Annotated in this window: 14 protein-coding genes; 9 read left to right on the top strand and 5 right to left on the bottom strand. The window is 60.9% G+C overall.

The window, feature by feature from the left end; genetic code table 11:
* The first annotated feature begins 85 nt into the window (after positions 1 to 85).
* From AB4N64_RS07585 to AB4N64_RS07560, 6 genes are all read left to right on the top strand, one after another.
* Positions 86 to 1,477: a GntP family permease gene (locus AB4N64_RS07585; RefSeq protein WP_460123676.1), complete on the top strand. Its 1,392-nt coding sequence runs from the start codon at positions 86 to 88 to the stop codon at positions 1,475 to 1,477.
* A 7-nt stretch (positions 1,478 to 1,484) separates the two neighbouring features.
* Positions 1,485 to 2,258 (top strand): 3-hydroxybutyrate dehydrogenase, encoded by a 774-nt coding sequence (hbdH, locus tag AB4N64_RS07580; protein WP_460123674.1) that lies wholly within the window; start codon positions 1,485 to 1,487, stop codon positions 2,256 to 2,258.
* 156 nt (positions 2,259 to 2,414) lie between these two features.
* Entirely contained in the window at positions 2,415 to 4,370 is a 1,956-nt protein-coding gene (locus tag AB4N64_RS07575) for an acetoacetate--CoA ligase (RefSeq protein ID WP_460123671.1), read from the top strand.
* Positions 4,371 to 4,467: 97 nt separating this feature from the next.
* Positions 4,468 to 5,523, top strand: a complete 1,056-nt coding sequence (locus tag AB4N64_RS07570) for a tetratricopeptide repeat protein (protein WP_460123669.1) — start codon at positions 4,468 to 4,470, stop codon at positions 5,521 to 5,523.
* A 111-nt stretch (positions 5,524 to 5,634) separates the two neighbouring features.
* The gene (locus AB4N64_RS07565; RefSeq protein ID WP_460123666.1) at positions 5,635 to 7,137 is read left to right on the top strand and encodes an ATPase domain-containing protein; all 1,503 of its coding nucleotides are present in this window, start codon (positions 5,635 to 5,637) and stop codon (positions 7,135 to 7,137) included.
* A complete protein-coding gene (locus tag AB4N64_RS07560) occupies positions 7,137 to 8,804 on the top strand; it encodes an ATP-binding protein (protein WP_460123663.1) in 1,668 nt (555 codons plus the stop codon). The genes AB4N64_RS07565 and AB4N64_RS07560 overlap by 1 nt, the downstream gene beginning before the upstream one ends.
* Before the next feature lie 117 nt (positions 8,805 to 8,921).
* Here the strand turns inward: AB4N64_RS07560 and AB4N64_RS07555 are convergent, their stop codons facing one another.
* The 5 genes from AB4N64_RS07555 to AB4N64_RS07535 form a co-directional block, all read right to left on the bottom strand.
* Positions 8,922 to 9,299 carry a response regulator gene (locus tag AB4N64_RS07555; protein ID WP_460123661.1) on the bottom strand — a complete coding sequence of 126 codons (378 nt, stop codon included), beginning with the start codon at positions 9,297 to 9,299 and terminating at the stop codon, positions 8,922 to 8,924.
* A gap of 77 nt (positions 9,300 to 9,376) precedes the next feature.
* Positions 9,377 to 10,558: a hybrid sensor histidine kinase/response regulator gene (locus AB4N64_RS07550; RefSeq protein WP_460123658.1), complete on the bottom strand. Its 1,182-nt coding sequence runs from the start codon at positions 10,556 to 10,558 to the stop codon at positions 9,377 to 9,379.
* The gene (locus AB4N64_RS07545; RefSeq protein WP_460123655.1) at positions 10,552 to 11,145 is read right to left on the bottom strand and encodes a chemotaxis protein CheB; all 594 of its coding nucleotides are present in this window, start codon (positions 11,143 to 11,145) and stop codon (positions 10,552 to 10,554) included. The genes AB4N64_RS07550 and AB4N64_RS07545 overlap by 7 nt, the downstream gene beginning before the upstream one ends.
* Positions 11,142 to 11,957, bottom strand: a complete 816-nt coding sequence (locus tag AB4N64_RS07540) for a CheR family methyltransferase (RefSeq protein ID WP_460126657.1) — start codon at positions 11,955 to 11,957, stop codon at positions 11,142 to 11,144. The genes AB4N64_RS07545 and AB4N64_RS07540 overlap by 4 nt, the downstream gene beginning before the upstream one ends.
* A gap of 17 nt (positions 11,958 to 11,974) precedes the next feature.
* Complete coding sequence (locus AB4N64_RS07535; RefSeq protein ID WP_460123652.1) at positions 11,975 to 15,466, bottom strand: response regulator; 3,492 nt, start codon at positions 15,464 to 15,466, stop codon at positions 11,975 to 11,977.
* 269 nt (positions 15,467 to 15,735) lie between these two features.
* On the opposite strand from AB4N64_RS07535, the gene AB4N64_RS07530 reads away from it, so the two are divergent.
* The 3 genes from AB4N64_RS07530 to AB4N64_RS07520 all read left to right on the top strand — a co-directional run bounded on the left by AB4N64_RS07530 (position 15,736) and on the right by AB4N64_RS07520 (position 18,415).
* Positions 15,736 to 16,101, top strand: coding sequence for a response regulator (locus AB4N64_RS07530; protein WP_460123650.1), 366 nt, complete (start codon positions 15,736 to 15,738; stop codon positions 16,099 to 16,101).
* Between the two features lie 89 nt (positions 16,102 to 16,190).
* A complete protein-coding gene (locus AB4N64_RS07525; protein WP_460123647.1) occupies positions 16,191 to 17,486 on the top strand; it encodes a glycosyltransferase in 1,296 nt (431 codons plus the stop codon).
* An 86-nt stretch (positions 17,487 to 17,572) separates the two neighbouring features.
* Positions 17,573 to 18,415: a phospholipase gene (locus AB4N64_RS07520; RefSeq protein ID WP_460123644.1), complete on the top strand. Its 843-nt coding sequence runs from the start codon at positions 17,573 to 17,575 to the stop codon at positions 18,413 to 18,415.
* Positions 18,416 to 18,467: the final 52 nt, after the last annotated feature.

Genomic DNA, 18,467 nt, shown 5'->3' with positions numbered 1-18,467 from the left:
ACATCTTACACACCTGGCACAAATCTAGCTAAAGCCCTTCGCCAACGCCTCACCCCACAAAAATAACAATCCCAGGAGACACACCATGAGTGTGATCATTGCCTTGGCAGCCCTTGCGCTGCTGATGCTTGCTGCCTATCGCGGCTACAGCGTTATCCTCTTTGCGCCCATCGCCGCCCTCGGCGCCGTGCTGCTCACCGACCCTTCCGCCGTCGCGCCCGCCTTTACCGGGGTGTTCATGGAGAAAATGGTCGGTTTCATCAAACTGTACTTCCCCGTGTTCCTGCTCGGTGCCGTGTTCGGCAAGCTGATCGAGCTGTCGGGTTTCTCTCGCTCCATCGTGGCCGCCGCCATTCGCCTGCTCGGCACCCGTCAGGCGATGCTGGTGATCGTGCTGGTGTGCGCCCTGCTGACTTACGGCGGCGTTTCGCTGTTCGTGGTGGTGTTTGCGGTCTATCCGTTCGCGGCCGAGATGTTCCGCCAGAGCAACATCCCCAAGCGCCTGATCCCGGCCACCATCGCCTTGGGTGCGTTCTCGTTCACCATGGACGCCCTGCCCGGCACCCCGCAGATCCAGAACATCATCCCCAGCACCTTCTTCAACACCACCGCCTGGGCAGCGCCGTGGCTGGGGTTGATCGGCACGATTTTCGTGTTCTGTGTCGGCATGCTGTTTTTGCAACGCCAGCGCAACAAGGCCCAGCGCGCGGGTGAAGGTTATGGCACCGAACTGCGCAACGAGCCGGAAACCGCCGCCGACATCAAACTGCCCAACCCGTGGATCGCCCTCTCGCCGCTCCTGGCGGTGGGCGTCATGAACCTGCTGTTCACCCAGTGGATCCCGCAGTGGTACGGCAAGACCCACAGCCTGGCACTGCCGGGCATGGCCGCACCGGTGACCACCGAAATCGCCAAGCTTACGGCGATCTGGGCGGTGCAGGCGGCATTGCTGGTCGGCATTCTCATGGTGCTGGCGTTTGGTTTCCAGGCGATTCGCAGCAAACTGGCCGAAGGCAGCAAGAGCGCGGTCAGCGGTGCGTTGCTGGCGGCGATGAACACCGCCTCGGAATATGGCTTTGGTGCGGTGATCGCGTCCCTGCCCGGCTTTCTGGTGCTGGCCGACTGGCTCAAGAGCATTCCCAACCCGCTGGTCAATGAAGCGATTACCGTGACCCTGCTGGCCGGTATCACCGGCTCTGCCTCCGGCGGCATGAGCATTGCGCTCGCGGCCATGGCCAACGATTTCATCGCCGCGGCGCATGCGGCCAACATTCCGCTGGAAGTGCTGCACCGGGTGGCCGCGATGGCCAGCGGCGGCATGGACACGCTGCCGCACAACGGCGCGGTGATCACCCTGCTGGCAGTGACTGGCCTGACCCACCGCGAAGCTTACAAAGACATTTTCTGTATTACGCTGATCAAGACCCTGGCGGTCTTTGTGGTGATCGGTGTTTTCTACGCCACTGGCATTGTGTGAGGTAATCATGACCACTCTAACCGGCAAAACCGCACTGGTTACCGGCTCCACCAGCGGCATCGGCCTGGGCATTGCGCTCAGTTTGGCCAAGGCCGGCGCCAACCTGATCCTCAACGGCTTCGGCGACGCCTCGCAGGTCATCGCTGAGGTCTCTCGGTACGGCGGCAAGGTGGGCCATCACCCGGCCGACGTCAGCGATCCGGCGCAAATTGCCGACATGATCGCCTACGCCGAGCGCGAGTTCGGCGGCGTCGACATCCTGGTCAACAACGCGGGCATCCAGCACGTGGCGCCGGTTGAGGATTTCCCCGTGGAGCGCTGGGATTCGATCATCGCCATCAACCTGTCCTCGGTGTTCCACAGTACCCGCCTGAGCCTGCCCGGCATGCGGCAGAAGAACTGGGGCCGGGTCATCAACATCGCCTCGGTGCACGGCCAGGTCGGTTCGGTGGGCAAGGCCGCGTACGTGGCCGCCAAGCACGGGGTGATCGGCTTGACCAAGGTGGTTGGCCTGGAAACCGCCACCACCAATGTCACCTGCAACGCGATCTGCCCAGGGTGGGTACTGACGCCGCTGGTGCAGAAGCAGATCGACGACCGCATCGCCGCCGGCACTGACCCGCAGCAGGCACAGCATGACCTGCTGGCGGAAAAGCAGCCGTCCCTGGAATTCGTCACCCCGCCGCAACTGGGCGAACTGGTGTTGTTTTTGTGCAGCGAAGCCGGCAGCCAGGTGCGGGGTGCGGCGTGGAATATCGATGGTGGGTGGTTGGCGCAGTAAAAAGACCACCATCTGACCTGTAGGAGCGAGCTTGCTCCGGGCGGCGTTCCGACGATTGCGGTGTGTCAACTACATCAATATTGACTGACACGACTTCATCGCGAGCAAGCTCGCTCCCAGGTAATGCCGTGCATACCTATAACAAGGGGCAACCCCATGTCCGAAATACTCTGGCAACCCAACCCCGAGCGCATTGGCAAGAGCCGCATGGAGGCCTTTCGCCGGTTCGTCCAGCAGCGCCACACCCTGCACCTCGACGATTACGCCGCCCTGCACCAATGGTCCATCGACCACCGCAGCGACTTCTGGCAGGCCATCGTCGACTTCTTCGACATCCGCTTTCACACCCAGCCAGACGCCGTGCTGATCGAGCGCGAGCAGATGCCCAGCGCCCAATGGTTTCCCGGCGCCACCCTGAATTTTGCCGAGCACCTGCTGCGCCGCCGTGACGACGCCGTGGCGGTGATCGCCATCGGTGAAAACGGCCAGCGCGAACAGTTGACGTGGGCAGAACTGGCCGAACATGTCGCCGGCCTGCAAAACAGCCTGAAAGCCGCCGGCGTCGGCCTCGGCGACCGCGTGGCCGCGTGCATGCCCAACACCTGGCAAACCCTGGCCGCCATGCTCGCCACCACCAGCCTGGGCGCGATCTGGTCGTGTTCATCTCCGGATTTCGGCACCCAGGGCGTGATTGACCGTTTCGGCCAGATCGAGCCGAAAGTGCTGATCACCTGCGCCGGCTACCGCTACGCCGGCAAGGACATCGACCAGCGCGCCAAGGTCAACGAAATCCTCGAACGCCTGCCGAGCCTGCAACAACTGGTCGTCGTGCCCTACGCGCTGGCCGACACGCACATCAGCGACTACCACACCCATGCGGACGTCGAGCTGTGGGATGACTTTTACGAAGCCGGTGGCGAGCCGGACTTCGTCGCCGTGCCCTTCGACCATCCGCTGTACATTCTCTATTCCAGCGGCACCACCGGCGTGCCCAAATGCATCATTCACAGCACGGGTGGCGTGCTGCTGCAGCACGTCAAGGAACACGGCCTGCATTGCGACCTGGGGGCCGGTGATCGTCTGTTCTACTACACCACCTGCGGCTGGATGATGTGGAATTGGCTGGTCTCGGCCCTGGCCGTGGACAGCGCTATTGTGCTGTACGACGGCTCGCCGTTCGAGCCCGGCCCCGAGCGCTTGCTCGACCTGATCGACGACGAGCGCATCAGCGTTTTCGGCACCAGCCCGAAATTCCTCGCGACCCTGGAAAGCGCAGGCGTAAAACCTCGGCAGAGCCATGACCTGGGCAGCCTGAAAACCCTGCTCTGTACCGGCTCCGCGCTGTCGCCGCAAAGTTACGACTACGTTTACCGCGAACTCAAGACCGATCTGTGCCTGGCCTCGATGTCTGGTGGCACCGACATCATTTCCTGCTTCGTCAACGGCAATCCGTGGCTGCCGGTGCGGCGTGGCGAAATACAGGGCAAGAGCCTGGGCATGGCGGTCGAGGTGTGGAACGACGACGGCCAGGCAGTGGTTGGCGAAAAAGGCGAACTGGTCTGCACCCGGCACTTTCCAGCGATGCCGGTCGGCCTGTGGGACGACGCCAGCGGCGACAACCTGCGCGCGTCCTATTTCAGCCAGTTCCCCGGTGTCTGGGCCCAGGGCGATTACGCCGAAGAGCTGGCCCACGGCGCGATGATGATTCATGGCCGCTCGGACGCGGTGCTCAACCCCGGCGGTGTACGCATCGGCACCGCCGAGATCTACCGGCAGGTGGAGAAAGTCCCTCAGGTGCTCGACAGCGTCGCCATCGGCCAGCAATGGCAAGACGACGTGCGGGTGGTGCTGTTCGTGCGATTGCAGGAAGGCATCGAACTGACCGAGGCCCTGCAACAGCAGATTCGCCAGGTGATTCGCGCCAACACCACACCGCGCCATGTGCCGGCGAAGATCCTGGTCGTCACCGACATTCCGCGCACCATCAGCGGTAAAGTGGTCGAGTTGGCGGTGCGCAATGTGGTGCATGGGCGCCCGGTGAAAAACACCGATGCCCTGGCCAATCCCCAGGCGCTGGAGCAATTTCGCGACAGGCCGGAGCTGCTTGATTGACCATTACGGCGATATTTCCGGGCCGCCAGGTTTGACTCACGGCCCGGCCTGACCGAAGCTGGCGACCTGTAACAGTTTGTCAGCCCCGGATTCCTGCATGCCCCAGTCCCGTCGCTACCTGATCATCGGCCTCTGCGCACTGCTCGCCATCGGCATTGCCTGGCTGTTTCTGCGCAGCACCACCCCAGTGGTGCCCGAGGCGATCCGGCGTGGCTACAGTGAAGCGCTAACCCAGGCGCGAAATGGCCAACCGGGCGCGGCGCGGGTGCTTTATCAGCAATTGGGCAGGCCCGACCTCTCTCCTAAACGCCGAGTCTGGCTGCATGCCGAACTGCCCAACTATCCCAGCTCCGTCGCCTTGAAGCTGGCGGACGCCGACCTTCAACATCCCGCGCCCGAAGTGCGCATTGCCGCCATCAACAGCATCAGTGCCCTGGTGCCCAATGGGCAGCGCAGTTTGCTGCTGGGCCCGATGCTCGACGACAGCGAGCAAAGTGTTCGCCTGGCCGCCGTGAACGCGTTGCTCGGGCTGTCGCCAGACGAATTGGGTTTGTACTTCGGCCCCTTGGAACAAGCCATCGACGCCTGGGAGCAGGTGCTGATGCAGGCCCCCGACAGTGCCGACAATCAGTATCAGTTGGCGCGGCTGCACCTGCACAACGGCGAATACAAGGCGGCGCAACAGGCGCTGGACAACACCTTGCGCCTGGCCCCGGACAACCTGCCCGCGCTGGTGATGCAAATCGAGGTGCTCGACAAACAAGGCCAGGGCGAAGCCGCCCGGCTGCTGCTGGCCAAGCAGCTCAAAGCACAGCCTGATTCCGCTTACCTTCAACACGCCTTGGGCATGTGGCTATTGCATCACGGCCAGAGCGAGTTCGCCCTGCTCGGCCTGTCCAAGGCCGTGGAGCTGGAACCGGACAACAAGCACTACCGCTACGACCTGGCAACGACGCTGCATGACGAGCAGGAACTGGAAGCGGCGCAAAAGCAATTGCAGGAGATCGTCCAGCGTCACCCGGCCGACCGCAAAGCGCGCGTACTGTTGATCAACTACTGGAAGGAAAGCGGGCAACTGCAGAACGTGCAGATCCTCCAGGCACAACTGGAACAGCTCAATCCGGACGACCCGGCACTGCAACAGGGTCTATAAAAAGACAAGAACCGTGGAACGCTCATCGCGACCAATGGTCAAGTGAAAAGGCAGTCCAACCAGGCCGTTGCGGCCTGTTGCCTCACTACCCGAGCCACCAGAGGGCATTCTTTGTCTACATCTAACGAGTTGATCAATGCAAAAGCGGCTACCGGTATCGAGGGTCTCGATGACATCCTCGCCGGTGGCTTGTCCCGTGGTCATGTATTTCTGCTGGAGGGTGAACCCGGTACCGGCAAAACCACTGTCGCATTGCAATTCCTGCTGGCCGGCGCGCAAGCCGGTGAGCGCTCGTTGTACATCACCCTGTCCGAAACCGAGCGCGAACTGCGCCAGGGCGCCGCTTCACACGGCTGGGAGCTGGATGAGAACATCCATGTCTTCGAACTGACCCCGCCGGAAAGCCTGCTCGATACCGAATCCCAGCAGAGCCTGCTGTACTCCTCGGATCTGGAGCTGGGTGAAACCACCAGGCAGATTTTCGACGCGGTCGAACGCTTCAAGCCGACCCGCGTGGTACTCGACAGCCTCTCGGAAATTCGCTTGCTGGCGCAGAGCTCGTTGCGCTACCGCCGGCAGATCCTGGCGATCAAGCATTACTTCGTGCGTTACGACGCCACGTTGCTGCTGCTGGACGATCTGACCACCGAGTCCCTGGACAAAACCGTGCACAGCGTTGCACACGGGGTGATTCGCCTGGAAGAACTGACCCCGAACTATGGCGCCGAGCGGCGACGGGTGCGTGTGGTCAAGTACCGTGGTCAAAAGTACCGCGGCGGCTTTCACGACTTCACGATCCTGGAGGATGGCGTACACGTCTTCCCACGCCTGGTCGCGGCTGAACATCGCGGCAGATTTGTTCGCACACAACTCAAGAGCGGTATCAACGAAATGGATGCCTTGCTCGGCGGCGGCATCGAGACAGGGTCCAGCACCCTGATCCTCGGGCCCGCAGGCACCGGCAAATCGCTGATCTCGATGGTCTTTGCCGCATCCGCCGTGGCCCGCGGCGAGAAAGCCGCGCTGTTCATCTTCGATGAAGAACTGGGCCTGCTGTTCGAGCGTATGAGAAGCCTGAATATCGACCTCGAAGCCATGCAAGCCACAGGCAACTTGATGATCGAGCAAGTTGACGCCGCCGAACTCTCTCCCGGCGAGTTGTCTCATCGCGTGCGCCGCTGCGTCGACGACCACCAGATCAAAACCGTGGTCATCGACAGCCTCAATGGTTATCAAGCGGCGATGCCGGAAGAGAATGCGCTGGTGCTGCACATGCACGAGTTGCTGCTGTACCTCAATCGCAGGGGCACGGCGACCTTCATGACTGTCGCCCAGCATGGCCTTGTCGGCGACATGATGGCCCCCGTCGATATCACCTATCTCGCGGACACTGTGATCCTGCTGCGCTACTTCGAAGCGGCGGGCAAGGTGCGCCGCGCCATTTCCGTGATCAAAAAGCGCACGGGCAGCCATGAGTCCACGATCCGTGAATACCGCATCAGCTCACGAGGCATGACCATTGGCGAGCCGCTGGACGCGTTCCAAGGCGTACTGCGTGGCGTACCGACCTACCTGGGTGCCAAGCAGCCACTGCTCACCGACGAGGCGTCGTAATGGTTCAGCAAGCAACGTCCGAGCGGGCGATCATCCTCGCCCCGCTCGGACGTGACAGCCAGATTGCCCTGATGATGCTCAACGAGGCGGGTTACGCGGGTGTCGTGACTCGCGACCTCGTCGGCCTGTGCGCAGAACTGGAGCATGGCGCCGGTCTGCTGTTGATTTCGTCCGAGGCATTGCTCGGCGCTGACATGGCGCCACTGATCGATCTGATCGATCAGCAACCGGCCTGGTCTGACCTGCCCATCGTGCTGATGACTCACCGGGGCGGGCCGGAACAGGGGCCCGCCTCGCGATTGGGCGTGCAACTGGGCAATGTCACATTTCTCGAGCGGCCCTTTCACCCCGCCACCCTGATCAGCCTGGTGACCACCGCCTTGCGCGGGCGCAGGCGACAATACGAAGCCAGGGACCGGTTGATCGACCTGAGCCAAAGCGAAATGCGCCTGCAGAACATCCTCGAAACCCTGGAACTGCAAGTCGAGGAGCGCACCGCAGAACTTCGCCACAACGAAGAAGCACTGCGCCAGTCGCAAAAAATGGAAGCGGTCGGTCAACTGACCGGCGGCATTGCCCACGACTTCAACAACATGCTGACCGGCATCATTGGCAGCCTGGAGTTGCTGCGCCGACGCCTGTCCCGGGGGCGTCTCGATGACCTCGATGGCCTGATCGACCTGGGCGTGACCTCGGCCAATCGCGCGGCGGCCCTGACTCATCGGTTGCTGGCCTTTTCCCGGCGCCAGTCGCTGGACTCCAAACCGCTGCAAATGAACGCACTCGTCACCTCCATGGGCGAACTGCTGCAACGCAGCATCGACGAAAGCATTCAACTGGAGATGCACTTGGACCCAGCGTTGTGGGTGGCCGAGGCCGACCGCAACCAACTGGAAAGCGCCCTGCTCAACCTGGTGATCAACGCCCGGGACGCCATGCCCGACGGCGGCAAACTGGTGGTGCGCACCGCCAACCGGCAACTGGGGCGCGATTTCACCGATGCCCACAGCAACCTCGAGCCCGGCGACTATGTCGTGCTCAGCGTCACCGACAACGGCTGCGGCATGCCACAGAGCACGATCAACCGCGCCTTCGATCCGTTTTTTACCACCAAGCCGATTGGCCAGGGCACTGGCTTGGGCCTGTCGATGATCTACGGCTTCAGCAAGCAGTCAGGCGGACACGTGGCCATTGACAGTCAAGAAGGCGAAGGCACGACAGTCAGTTTGTACCTGCCGCGCTTTGGCGGCGACCTGCCGCTGGAGCACCCGACAGACATCGCCCACCCCTTGTTTGCACAGAAAGGCGAGACCGTACTGATCGTCGAAGACGACCCGGCCGTGCGGGTGCTGGTGAGTACGGTATTGAGTGACCTGGGCTATGGGTTCGTGGAGGCGGCTGACGCCGATAGCGCCCTGCCGATCCTCGATTCTGCGCAGCGCATCGACCTGATGATCAGCGACGTCGGCCTGCCCGGCATGAATGGCCGGCAACTGGCGGAGATCGGTCGACAATACCGACCGGACCTCAAGGTGCTGTTTATCACCGGCTACGCCGAACACGCAGCGGTGCGCGGTGGTTTTCTCGACCCGGGCATGCAGATGATCACCAAACCCTTCACCTTCGACCTGCTGACGGCGAAGGTGCGGGAGATGATCCGGGTCTGAAACCAATCCCCCTGCTTGCGATGGTAGACCGGCCACCGCGGGCATTCAGGCTACCCGCGAAAGCGATGTGTCAGACACCGCTCATTGGCATGACACACCGCAGTCGCAGGTAAATCCCTACTCCAACATGTCCTGCATCAGTTCCTGCAGCTCATCCAGGTCAAATGGTTTGGCCAGAATGGGCGCCTTGCGCGTGATCGGGCTGTCGGTCTCGCGGATTTCCTGCGGGTAACCGCTGATGAAAATCACCTTCAGTTCCGGCCGCAGCTTGACCGCCGGCTCGGCGATCTGCACACCGGAGATCCCGCCCGGCAGGCGAAAATCGGTGATCATCATGTCCAGGTGCGGTTTGCTCGCCAGGATCGCGAATGCCTCCTCGCCGTTTTCGGCCTGCAGCACCCGATAACCCTCCCCCGACAGATAAGCCGACAGCACCATCAGAATCGAGGGGTCATCTTCGACGATCAGTACCACGTCTTGTGCATCTTCACTCATGGGAAGCCTTTGTTCGGTCAATAGCTGCTGATACGACCGTGAGGTCGATCAGAGGTTGCGTTCGTCCGGCTGTTTTCCTACAGCGGCAGACAAACGCGAAACAGGGCGCCTTCGCCAATCCGGCTGTCGACGGTTATGGTGCCGCCATGGGCGGTCACGATCTGTTCTGAAATAAACAACCCCAGGCCCAGCCCGGCGACCGCGTGCTTGGCGGTCACCCGTTCGAACTGCTGGAAAATGCGCTTCTGGTTTTCCTCACCAATGCCGATGCCAAAATCGCGCACTTCCACCCGTGCCTGATCCTGCTCACTGTACACCTTCACGTCGATCGGGCCCTTGGCACCGTAACGCAAGGCGTTGGTCAGCAGGTTGGAAATCACCTGCTCGATACGAAATTCGTCCCAATTACCCACCACTGGCTGCTCAGCGTCCAGGGAAACCGTGCATTCGGCGGCATCGATCTGCGGCATGAAATTCTGTAACAAGTTGCGAACCAGCACCGAAAGGTCGAAGCGTGACGGTCGTATCGACAGCTTGCCAGTACGTATCCGTGACACATCCAGCATGTCTTCGATCAGGCGGATCAGGCTCTTGATTTGCCGTTCGTCGCGATCAACCATCGCGTGCATCTTGTCCAGGGTAAACGCCGCAGCGTTATCCCGGGCCAGGTGCATCTTGCGTAGCTGGGTTTCCAGGATCAGGCCGTTGAGTGGCGTGCGCACTTCGTGGGCAACAATCGACATGAAGTCATCGCGCATGCGGACCGCCTGCTGTAATTCCAACTGCGTGCTCTGCAACTCCTTAAGCAGCGCTTCCTGTTCGCGGCGGCTCTGCTCCAAGGCTTCGACCTGTCGCTGCATGGCCTTGCTCTGGCGGTAGAGCTCGACGAAGACATTGACCTTGCTCTTGACCGCGTGGATATCCAACGGCTTGTGAAGGAAGTCCACCGCCCCGCTTTCGTAGCCCTTGAACGCGTAGTTCAGCTCGCGGCCTGCGGCACTGACGAACACAATCGGGATGTGCTTGGTTTTCTCCGTGCCACGCATCAACTCGGCCAGTTCGAAGCCGTTCATGCCGGGCATCTGTACGTCGAGGATGGCCATCGCGAATTCGTGTTGCAGCAATAACGACAGGGCCTCGTCAGCAGACAGCGCCTTGTACACCACGCGATCTTCGCGCTTGATCAGCGCTTCGAGCGCCAACAGGTTTTCCGGCAGATCGTCGACGATCAGCAGCTTGGTTTGGATATTACTTAACATGCGATTCGTTCCAGCTCGGCAAGCAGACGGCCAATGCCGTGGATGGGGAGAATGTGATCAGGCTGGTGAGTGTCCAGCGCGGCCAGGGGCATGGTCGCGACCTGCGCCTCGGTCGGGTCTTGAACGATGGTCAGGCCACCCTGTCGCTGGACCTGCGCCAAGCCCTTGGCGCCATCGCGGTTGGCACCCGTCAGCAGCACCGCCGCCAGGGACGGGCCGTAGGCATCCGCCGCCGACTCGAATAAAAAGTCGATGGCCGGGCGCGAGTAATGCACACGGTCTTCCAGGCTCAGGGAGAAGCTGCGGTCCTGTTCTATCGACAAATGATAGCCGGGCGTCGCGAAATACAGGGTGCCCGCCTCGACGGGACTCTTGTCACCCGCCTCTTCGACACGCATCGCCACGCGGCGGGCGAACACCTCGGCCAACTGGCTGCGGCGCTCGTCCGGCAGGTGCAGGACAACGATGATCGGCAGTGTGAAGCCTTGACGCAAAGGGCCGAGAAGCCCCATCAACGCTTCCACACCACCGGCCGACGCGCCGATCACGATGGCCTCTACCCGAGGTAAATCCGCAGCCTGGCTCATGATTTACGGTAGATCCGTTCTTGTTTCACCAACGGCTCGAATTGGTTGCCGAAGCTGGAAAAGTCCGGGGTTTCCTTGCTGCCCAACACCAGGAATCCCCGATGGCACAAGGATTCATGGAACAGCCCGAAGGCCCGATCCTGTAGTTTTTTATTGAAATAAATCAGTACGTTACGGCATGAAATTAACTGGGTTTCCGAGAACACGCTGTCCGTCGCCAGGCTGTGGTCGGCGAAGGTCACGTTCTCACACAGACTCTTGTCGAAAATCGCGTAGCCATAGGCGGCGGTGTAATAGTCAGCAAACGAGCGCTGGCCACCGGCCTTCTGGTAGTTATGCGTGTAGGCGCGGACATTTTCCATGGAGAAAATCCCCTGTTTGGCCTTCTCCAGCGAGCGCGGATTGATGTCGGTGGCATAGATGATAGTGCGCTCCAGCAAACCTTCCTCGCGCAGCAGGATGGCCATCGAATACACCTCTTCGCCGGTGCTGCACCCCGCGATCCAGATCTTGATCGAGGGGTAGGTCCTGAGCAGCGGCACCACTTCCCGGCGAATGGCCAGGAAGTGCGAAGGGTCGCGGAACATCTCGCTGACCGGGATCGTCAGCAGTTGCAGCAACTGCATGAAAGCCGTGGGATCGTGCAGCACCTTCTCTTGCAGCGCCGAAATGGTCGCGCATTCGAACTGGTTCAGCGCATGCAACACCCGACGCTTGATCGACGCCCCGGAATAGTCACGAAAATCGTAGCTGTATTTGAGGTAAATCGCCTCGATCAACAGCCGCAGCTCGATTTCGCTGTTGTGCTCCATTGAATACGTACGTTCCACTAAATGCGTTCCATCTTCGGTAACCACACGCGAATCAGAGAGAAGAGGCGGTCCAGGTCAATGGGCTTGGCGAGGTAATCGTTGGCGCCCGCCTGCAGGCAGCGCTCCTGATCGTCCTTCATGGCCTTGGCGGTCACTGCGATGATCGGCAGCTTGCGCCAGCGCGGATCCTGGCGGATCAGGCTGGTGGCCTCGAACCCGTCCATCTCCGGCATCATCACGTCCATCAACACCAGATCGATGTCCTCGACTTCGTTGAGTTTCTCGATCGCTTCGCGACCGTTGCGGCCAATGACCACCACGGCGCCCTTGTGCTCCAGCGCGCTGGTCAGGGCGAAGATGTTGCGAACATCGTCGTCCACCAGCAGCACCTTGCGACCCTCGAAGACCTTGTCGCGGCTGCGCGCGGTCTTGAGCATCGTCTGGCGCTCATGGGACAACTTGGATTCGACTTTGTGCAGAAAGAGTGTGACCTCGTCCAGCAGGCGCTCCGGGGAGCGCGCGCCCTTGATGATGATCGAGCGTGAATATTTGCGCAGCTCGGCCTCTTCGTCACGGGTCAGGTTGCGCCCGGTGTAGACGATGACCGGCGGGAAGGAACAGATTTCCTCGGTGGACATGCGCTTGAGCAGGTCATTGCCGAGCATGTCCGGTAACTTCAGGTCGATGATCATGCAGTCGTAAATGTGCGTGCGCAGCAGATCCAGCGCGTCCTGGGCCAGGCCCACGGCGGTGATCTCGATGTCATCATCGCCGATCAATCGGGCGATGCTGTCGCGTTGCAGATCGTCGTCCTCCACCAGCAGCACGCGCTTGACCTTCTGGGTCAGCTTGGCTTCGAGGCGGCCAAACACGTCCTTGAGCTCTTCGCGGGTGGTGGGCTTGACCGCATACCCGATGGCGCCCATGTGCATGGCGGCCTCGACGCGGTCCTCGACCGAAATCACGTGCACCGGAATATGCCGCGTCTCGGCGTTTTCCTTCAGGCGCTGCAACACCGTCAAGCCGGAATGGTCCGGCAGGCGCATGTCGAGCAGGATGGCGTCGGGGATGAAATCGCTTGCCAGCTCGTAACCTTCGTCGGCGCCATGGGCGACCAGGCACTGATAGCCCAGTTCGTGCGCCAGGTCATAGAGGATGTGCGCGAAGTTCGGCTCGTCTTCCACCACCAGAATACAGCGGGTCTTGAAGGGCGCCATGGTGCGGTCGTCCTCAAAACGCGGAATCTGCACCTCGGTAACCCGTGCTGCCGGCAGGGCGGCCGGCGCGCTCGGCATGCTCGCCACCGGTGCAACCCGCAATGGCGTCGCTGGAGCATCTCCCGATTCCACATACTCCTGCGGCAGCACCAGGGTGAAGACACTGCCCTGCCCCGGCGCACTGGTGACACTGATGGAGCCGCCCAGCAGCGCCGCAAGGTCACGGGAAATCGACAGGCCCAGCCCCGTACCGCCATAACGGCGATTGGTGGTGCCATCGGCCTGACGGAACGCCTCGAAAATGCTCTCCTGCTGATCGGCAGCAATGCCGATCCCGGAATCGCGCACGACAAACGCGATGCCGTCGTGGGGCTGACTGGCAACCGTCAGGCTGACCGAGCCCTGCTCGGTGAACTTCACCGCGTTGGACAACAGGTTCTTGATCACTTGCTCCAGGCGCTGGCGGTCGGTGAAGATCGTCGTCGGCGAGCCCGGCTGGACGTCGATCCGGAACTCCAGTCGCTTGTCTGCCGCCATCGGCTCGAACATGCTGCGCAAACCGTCCACCAGGCGCGCGACGCTGGTGGTTTCCGGGCGCACTTCCAACTTGCCGGCCTCGACCTTGGAAATGTCGAGAATGTCATTGATCAAGTTGAGCAGATCATTGCCGGCCGAATAGATCGACTCCGCGAACTTGACCTGTTCGGCGCTAAGGTTTTCCTGGGGGTTTTCCGCCAGCAGCTTGGCCAGGATCAACGAACTGTTGAGCGGCGTGCGCAGTTCGTGGGACATGTTGGCGAGGAATTCGGACTTGTACTTGCTCGAACGCTGTAGTTCTTCGGCACGCTCTTCCAATTGCGCCTGCGCCTGGTTGAGTTCACTGTTCTTCAGGTCCATGGCGTCGCGCTGGTCGGCCAGGGTCTGCGCCTGTTCGGCGAGCTGTTCGTTGGTCTGCTCAAGCTCAACCTGCTGGGTTTCCAGGTGAGCCTGGGATTCCTTGAGCACCCGCGACTGTTCTTCCAGCTCTTCGTTGGCGGTCTTGAGTTCTTCCTGCTGGACTTGCAACTCTTCATTGAGCTGCTGGGTTTCAGCCAGCACTTCCTGCAAGCGCTGGCGATAGCGCGCCGCCTCGATGGACGTGCCGATATTGCCGGCGATCAGTTCAAGCAATTCAACGTCGCGGTCGTCCAGCGGGCGCAGGAAGCCGAGCTCGATCACGCCGTTGACGCGTTTATCATCGCTGGTCGGCACCACCAACACGCTGTGCGGCAGGCCTTCGCCAAGGCCCGAGCTGACTTTGAAATAATCCTGCGGCACCGAGTCCAGACGAATCAAACGCGCCTGTTGCGCCACCTGGCCGACAATGCCTTCGTCGCTGTAAATGTGCTGTTCCAGGGCTTCCTGCTCACGGGAAAAACCGTACGTCGCGATGCGTTTGAGCCCGCCGTGTTCTTCACGCACGTAAAGCGCCGCGACGGCTGTGCCCAGGTATTGCGCACAGAACTGCAGAATGTTGCGACCCAGTAGATTGAGCGACAACTGCCCCAGCACCTGCTCGGCCAGTTCGGTCTGGCCATTGCGCAGCCACGCCTGTTTTTCCAGGCGCTGGGCGCTGGCGTGCTGTGCCGCCAGGTTGGCCGCATAATTTTGCGACAGATTGAGCAGATCGCGCCGACCGATGTACGCCAGCAAGGCGCTGATGGCGAAGATGAACACCAGATAGAGGCTGATGCTCCAGATCGTCGTGCGGCGCACATCGGCATTGCGCGAGGCGCGCAATTGCTGCTCGGTGGCCACGACGTCCTCGAACTGTTTGCGCACCTCGTCGGTCAGGCGTTTGCCGCGACCCGCCTTGACCGCACTGCGATAATCCCCGGAGGAGCGTTGCAGGTCGATCAGGTTCTGGGCGTACGCCCCCCACTCCTTCTGCAGCGCCTGGATCTGGTGCAGGCGATCGGTCTGTACCGGGTTGTCCGCGGTCAGTTCCAATAGCGTATCAATGGTCACCGCCAGTCTTGGTTTGGCCGTTTCGTAGGGTTCGAGGAATTTCTCGTCGCCACCCAGCAGAAAGCCGCGCATGCCGGTTTCCTGGTCAACGGTAAGTTTCACCGCTTCATTGGCGTTATTGATCACTCGGTCGGTGTGCTCCACCCACTGAATCACTGACAACAGATAGGTGATCAAGACTACGAAAAATATCGCGCTGAGCGCGCCGACGCCCAAGGGCAGGCTGATATTACGGCTCAGCAGTTTACGAAAGCGTTGTTCATCAACCGAAGACGCTGTGGTCATGGGTGGGCCTTGTCGTCTGTTGGAATATTGGAAAACGGGGATTTTGCCCCAAATGCGCCACATGGATCCATTTTTCTGACGTTTTTGTGCGCAAAATCCTACATTGCACTGCGCCCGCCGGGCAGAGCGCGTTATCCTTGTCCGCGCATGCGCAGCTATTCTTTTTCCAGGTCCATTGGGAACTAGTAGGGCTTCGTGACTTACTCATGCAAGAGTCCGGCACTTCTTATCGACTGGACACAGTACCTTCAACCTCTGAGAGCCCCTTTATGTCCGCCGAACAATCCACCATCCTGGTCGTCGAAGACGACGACATCGTGCGCATGCTGATCGTAGATGTCCTGGAAGAGCTGGAGTTCAAGGTTTTGGAGGCCGACGGCGGCGAGCAGGCCCTGGCGTTTCTCAACGACAGCTCCCAGGACATCCACCTGATGATGACCGACTTCGGCTTGCCCGGCATGGATGGCCGGGAACTGGCCACTCAGGCACGCATGGCGCGTCCCCTGCTGCCGGTGCTTTTCGCCAGCGGCTACGCCGAGAACATCGATGCGCCCGCCGACATGCATGTCATCGGCAAGCCGTTCTCCATCGACCAACTGCGCGACAAGGTCAAAGGCATTCTTAATCAGGGCTGATGGAGACCTGTGCCCGCCGGGAACCACCTCAGTCATTATTTAATGTCGCCCCGGCTCTCCCCCCTCCCGCGCTTCAAGGAATTTCCCGCATGAATCAGCCCCGCGCCACCAGAATCCTGGTCATTGGCTATGTCTGGCCCGAACCCAAGTCTTCGGCGGCGGGCGGCTATGTCATGCAACTGCTCGGGACGTTCCTGCAACAAGGCTGGGACGTGACGTTCAGCAGCCCCGCAGGCGCGGGCGAGCATCAGGAAGACCTGACCGTGCTGGGCATCCGCGAAGTGCCGATCGAATTGAACAACAGCAGTTTTGATGCCTTCGTCAGCGACCTGGCGCCGGACATCGTGCTGTTCGAGCAATTCATGATGGAAGAGCAGTTCGGCTGGCGCGTGGAAAAACACTGCCCCGAGGCGCTACGCGTATTGGCCACCCAGGACCTGCAAAGCCTTCGCCACGCCCGGCATCAACGGCTCAAGGACCGTCTGAAGGCCAGTGACGATGACAACGACTTCAGCGCCTTGTTTGCCCCGGCGTTGCGCGAAGAATTCGAACTGATGGCCGATACGGACCTGGCCAAGCGGGAAATAGCGGCGCTGTACCGTTGCGACTTGAACCTGATGATCTCCGAAGTGGAAATCGAGCTGCTGGTCGAGCAGTTCAAGGTGCCGCGCAGCCTCCTGCACGGGTGCCCGTTGATGGTCGAACCACCGAGCGCCGCGCCAGCCCCATTTGAAGCGCGGGCAAACTTCCTGAGCATCGGCAACTTTCGCCATGCGCCCAACTGGGATGCGGTGCTGTGGCTCAAAAACACCGTTTGGCCGCTGATCCGCCAGCAGTTGCCCACGGCGCAACTGCATATTTATGGCGCCTACACGCCGCCCAAGGCCACGGCGCTGCATAACGCGGCCCAGGGTTTCCACGTGATGAACTGGGCCGAAGATGCCTTGCAGGTGATGAGCGCCGCGCGGGTGTTGCTGGCCCCGCTGCGCTTTGGTGCGGGCATCAAGGGCAAGAACCTCGACGCGATGCTCTGCGGCACGCCTAACGTCACCACGCCGATCGGCGCCGAAGGCATGCACGGCGAGGCCGACTGGCCCGGGGCGATTACCCGAACGGCCCGCGAGTTCGCCGATCAGGCCGTGAAGTTGTACACCGACCAGGCCCTTTGGCAGAGGGCCCAGGCACAGGGATTGTCACTGTTGACCGAGCGTTACCGGCAGTCCGTCCACGGTCCGGCCTTGATCCAAAGGCTGTCCGAGTGCCGGCAACACCTGGCAGACATTCGCCGGGACAATTTCACCGGCAGCATGCTGCGTCATCACCAGCACAAGAGCACCCAGTACATGGCGCAGTGGATCGAGGCGAAGAACCGCAACGTTCAGTAGCAAGGTCGGGATTGGTTTTCTGTTTTTCTGTCCTTATACCTGACACTCACAGATAAACCCCATTCAGCCACAAGGAATGTACGCTGATGAACAAACGCACCTGGATGAGCACCATCCTCGAGGTCGATACCCTCAAACTCACCGACATCGTCTGGCCCTGTGCCCACAATGCCGGCATGGACAAGAAGGCCCCCAACTACGATGTGATCGTCGGCACCTGGACCACGTGCCAGAACGATTCGTTCGCCTTCCAACTGGCGAACGGCATCCGCGCATTCGATTTGCGCCTGGGCTACCGGGAGGACGACGGTCAACCGGTCTTTTACTTTCATCACCGCGGTTTTGAATCCCATCGGCGGCTGGACGAACTGATCGATGCCGTGCTGGCATTCATCGATCGCCATGAGCATGAGTTCATCGTCCTGGACTTCCACGAACTGGGCGACGACCAACCGTTCGACTCGCGCAAACTCGGCGAAACACTGATGAGTCGGCTCGGCTCGCGTTGCGTGCTCGCCATGGACGCCTGGAAAACCATTGGGCAGCTCAAGGCCGACAGTTCGCTTCGACGGATCGTCATGTCGGCGCCACCATTACCCGGTGTCAACGGCTCGCATTTCTGGCCGCGAATCCCGCATAAATGGTTGGACAGCTTATTCACCAGTACCGATGAACTCAGGCGCCACATCGGCACGACCCTGCAAAACCTATCGAATGAAACCTTCCTGTGGTCGCTCTCGGCCACCGGTTATTCGCTGCTGCGCGGGCCTCTGCCGCTGAAGGATGAAATCAACGACTGGTTTAATACCGCTGGCGACTGGGTGACCCGTTGCAGCCTGATCAATGTCGACTTTTTCGACGAATCGAAGATCGTCCAATACTGCTGGAGCGCCAGCAGCATGAAGGCCGTCGCCCGGCAAGACAGCTGAACCAGGCTGGCATTAAGCGGCACGAAAGAGGCATGATCGGTAGGCGAAAATA

This window comes from Pseudomonas sp. S2_C03 (assembly GCF_054668405.1).
Note: the sequence above shows the minus strand (reverse complement) of the source record. Positions and strands in the feature narration are given on the sequence as shown.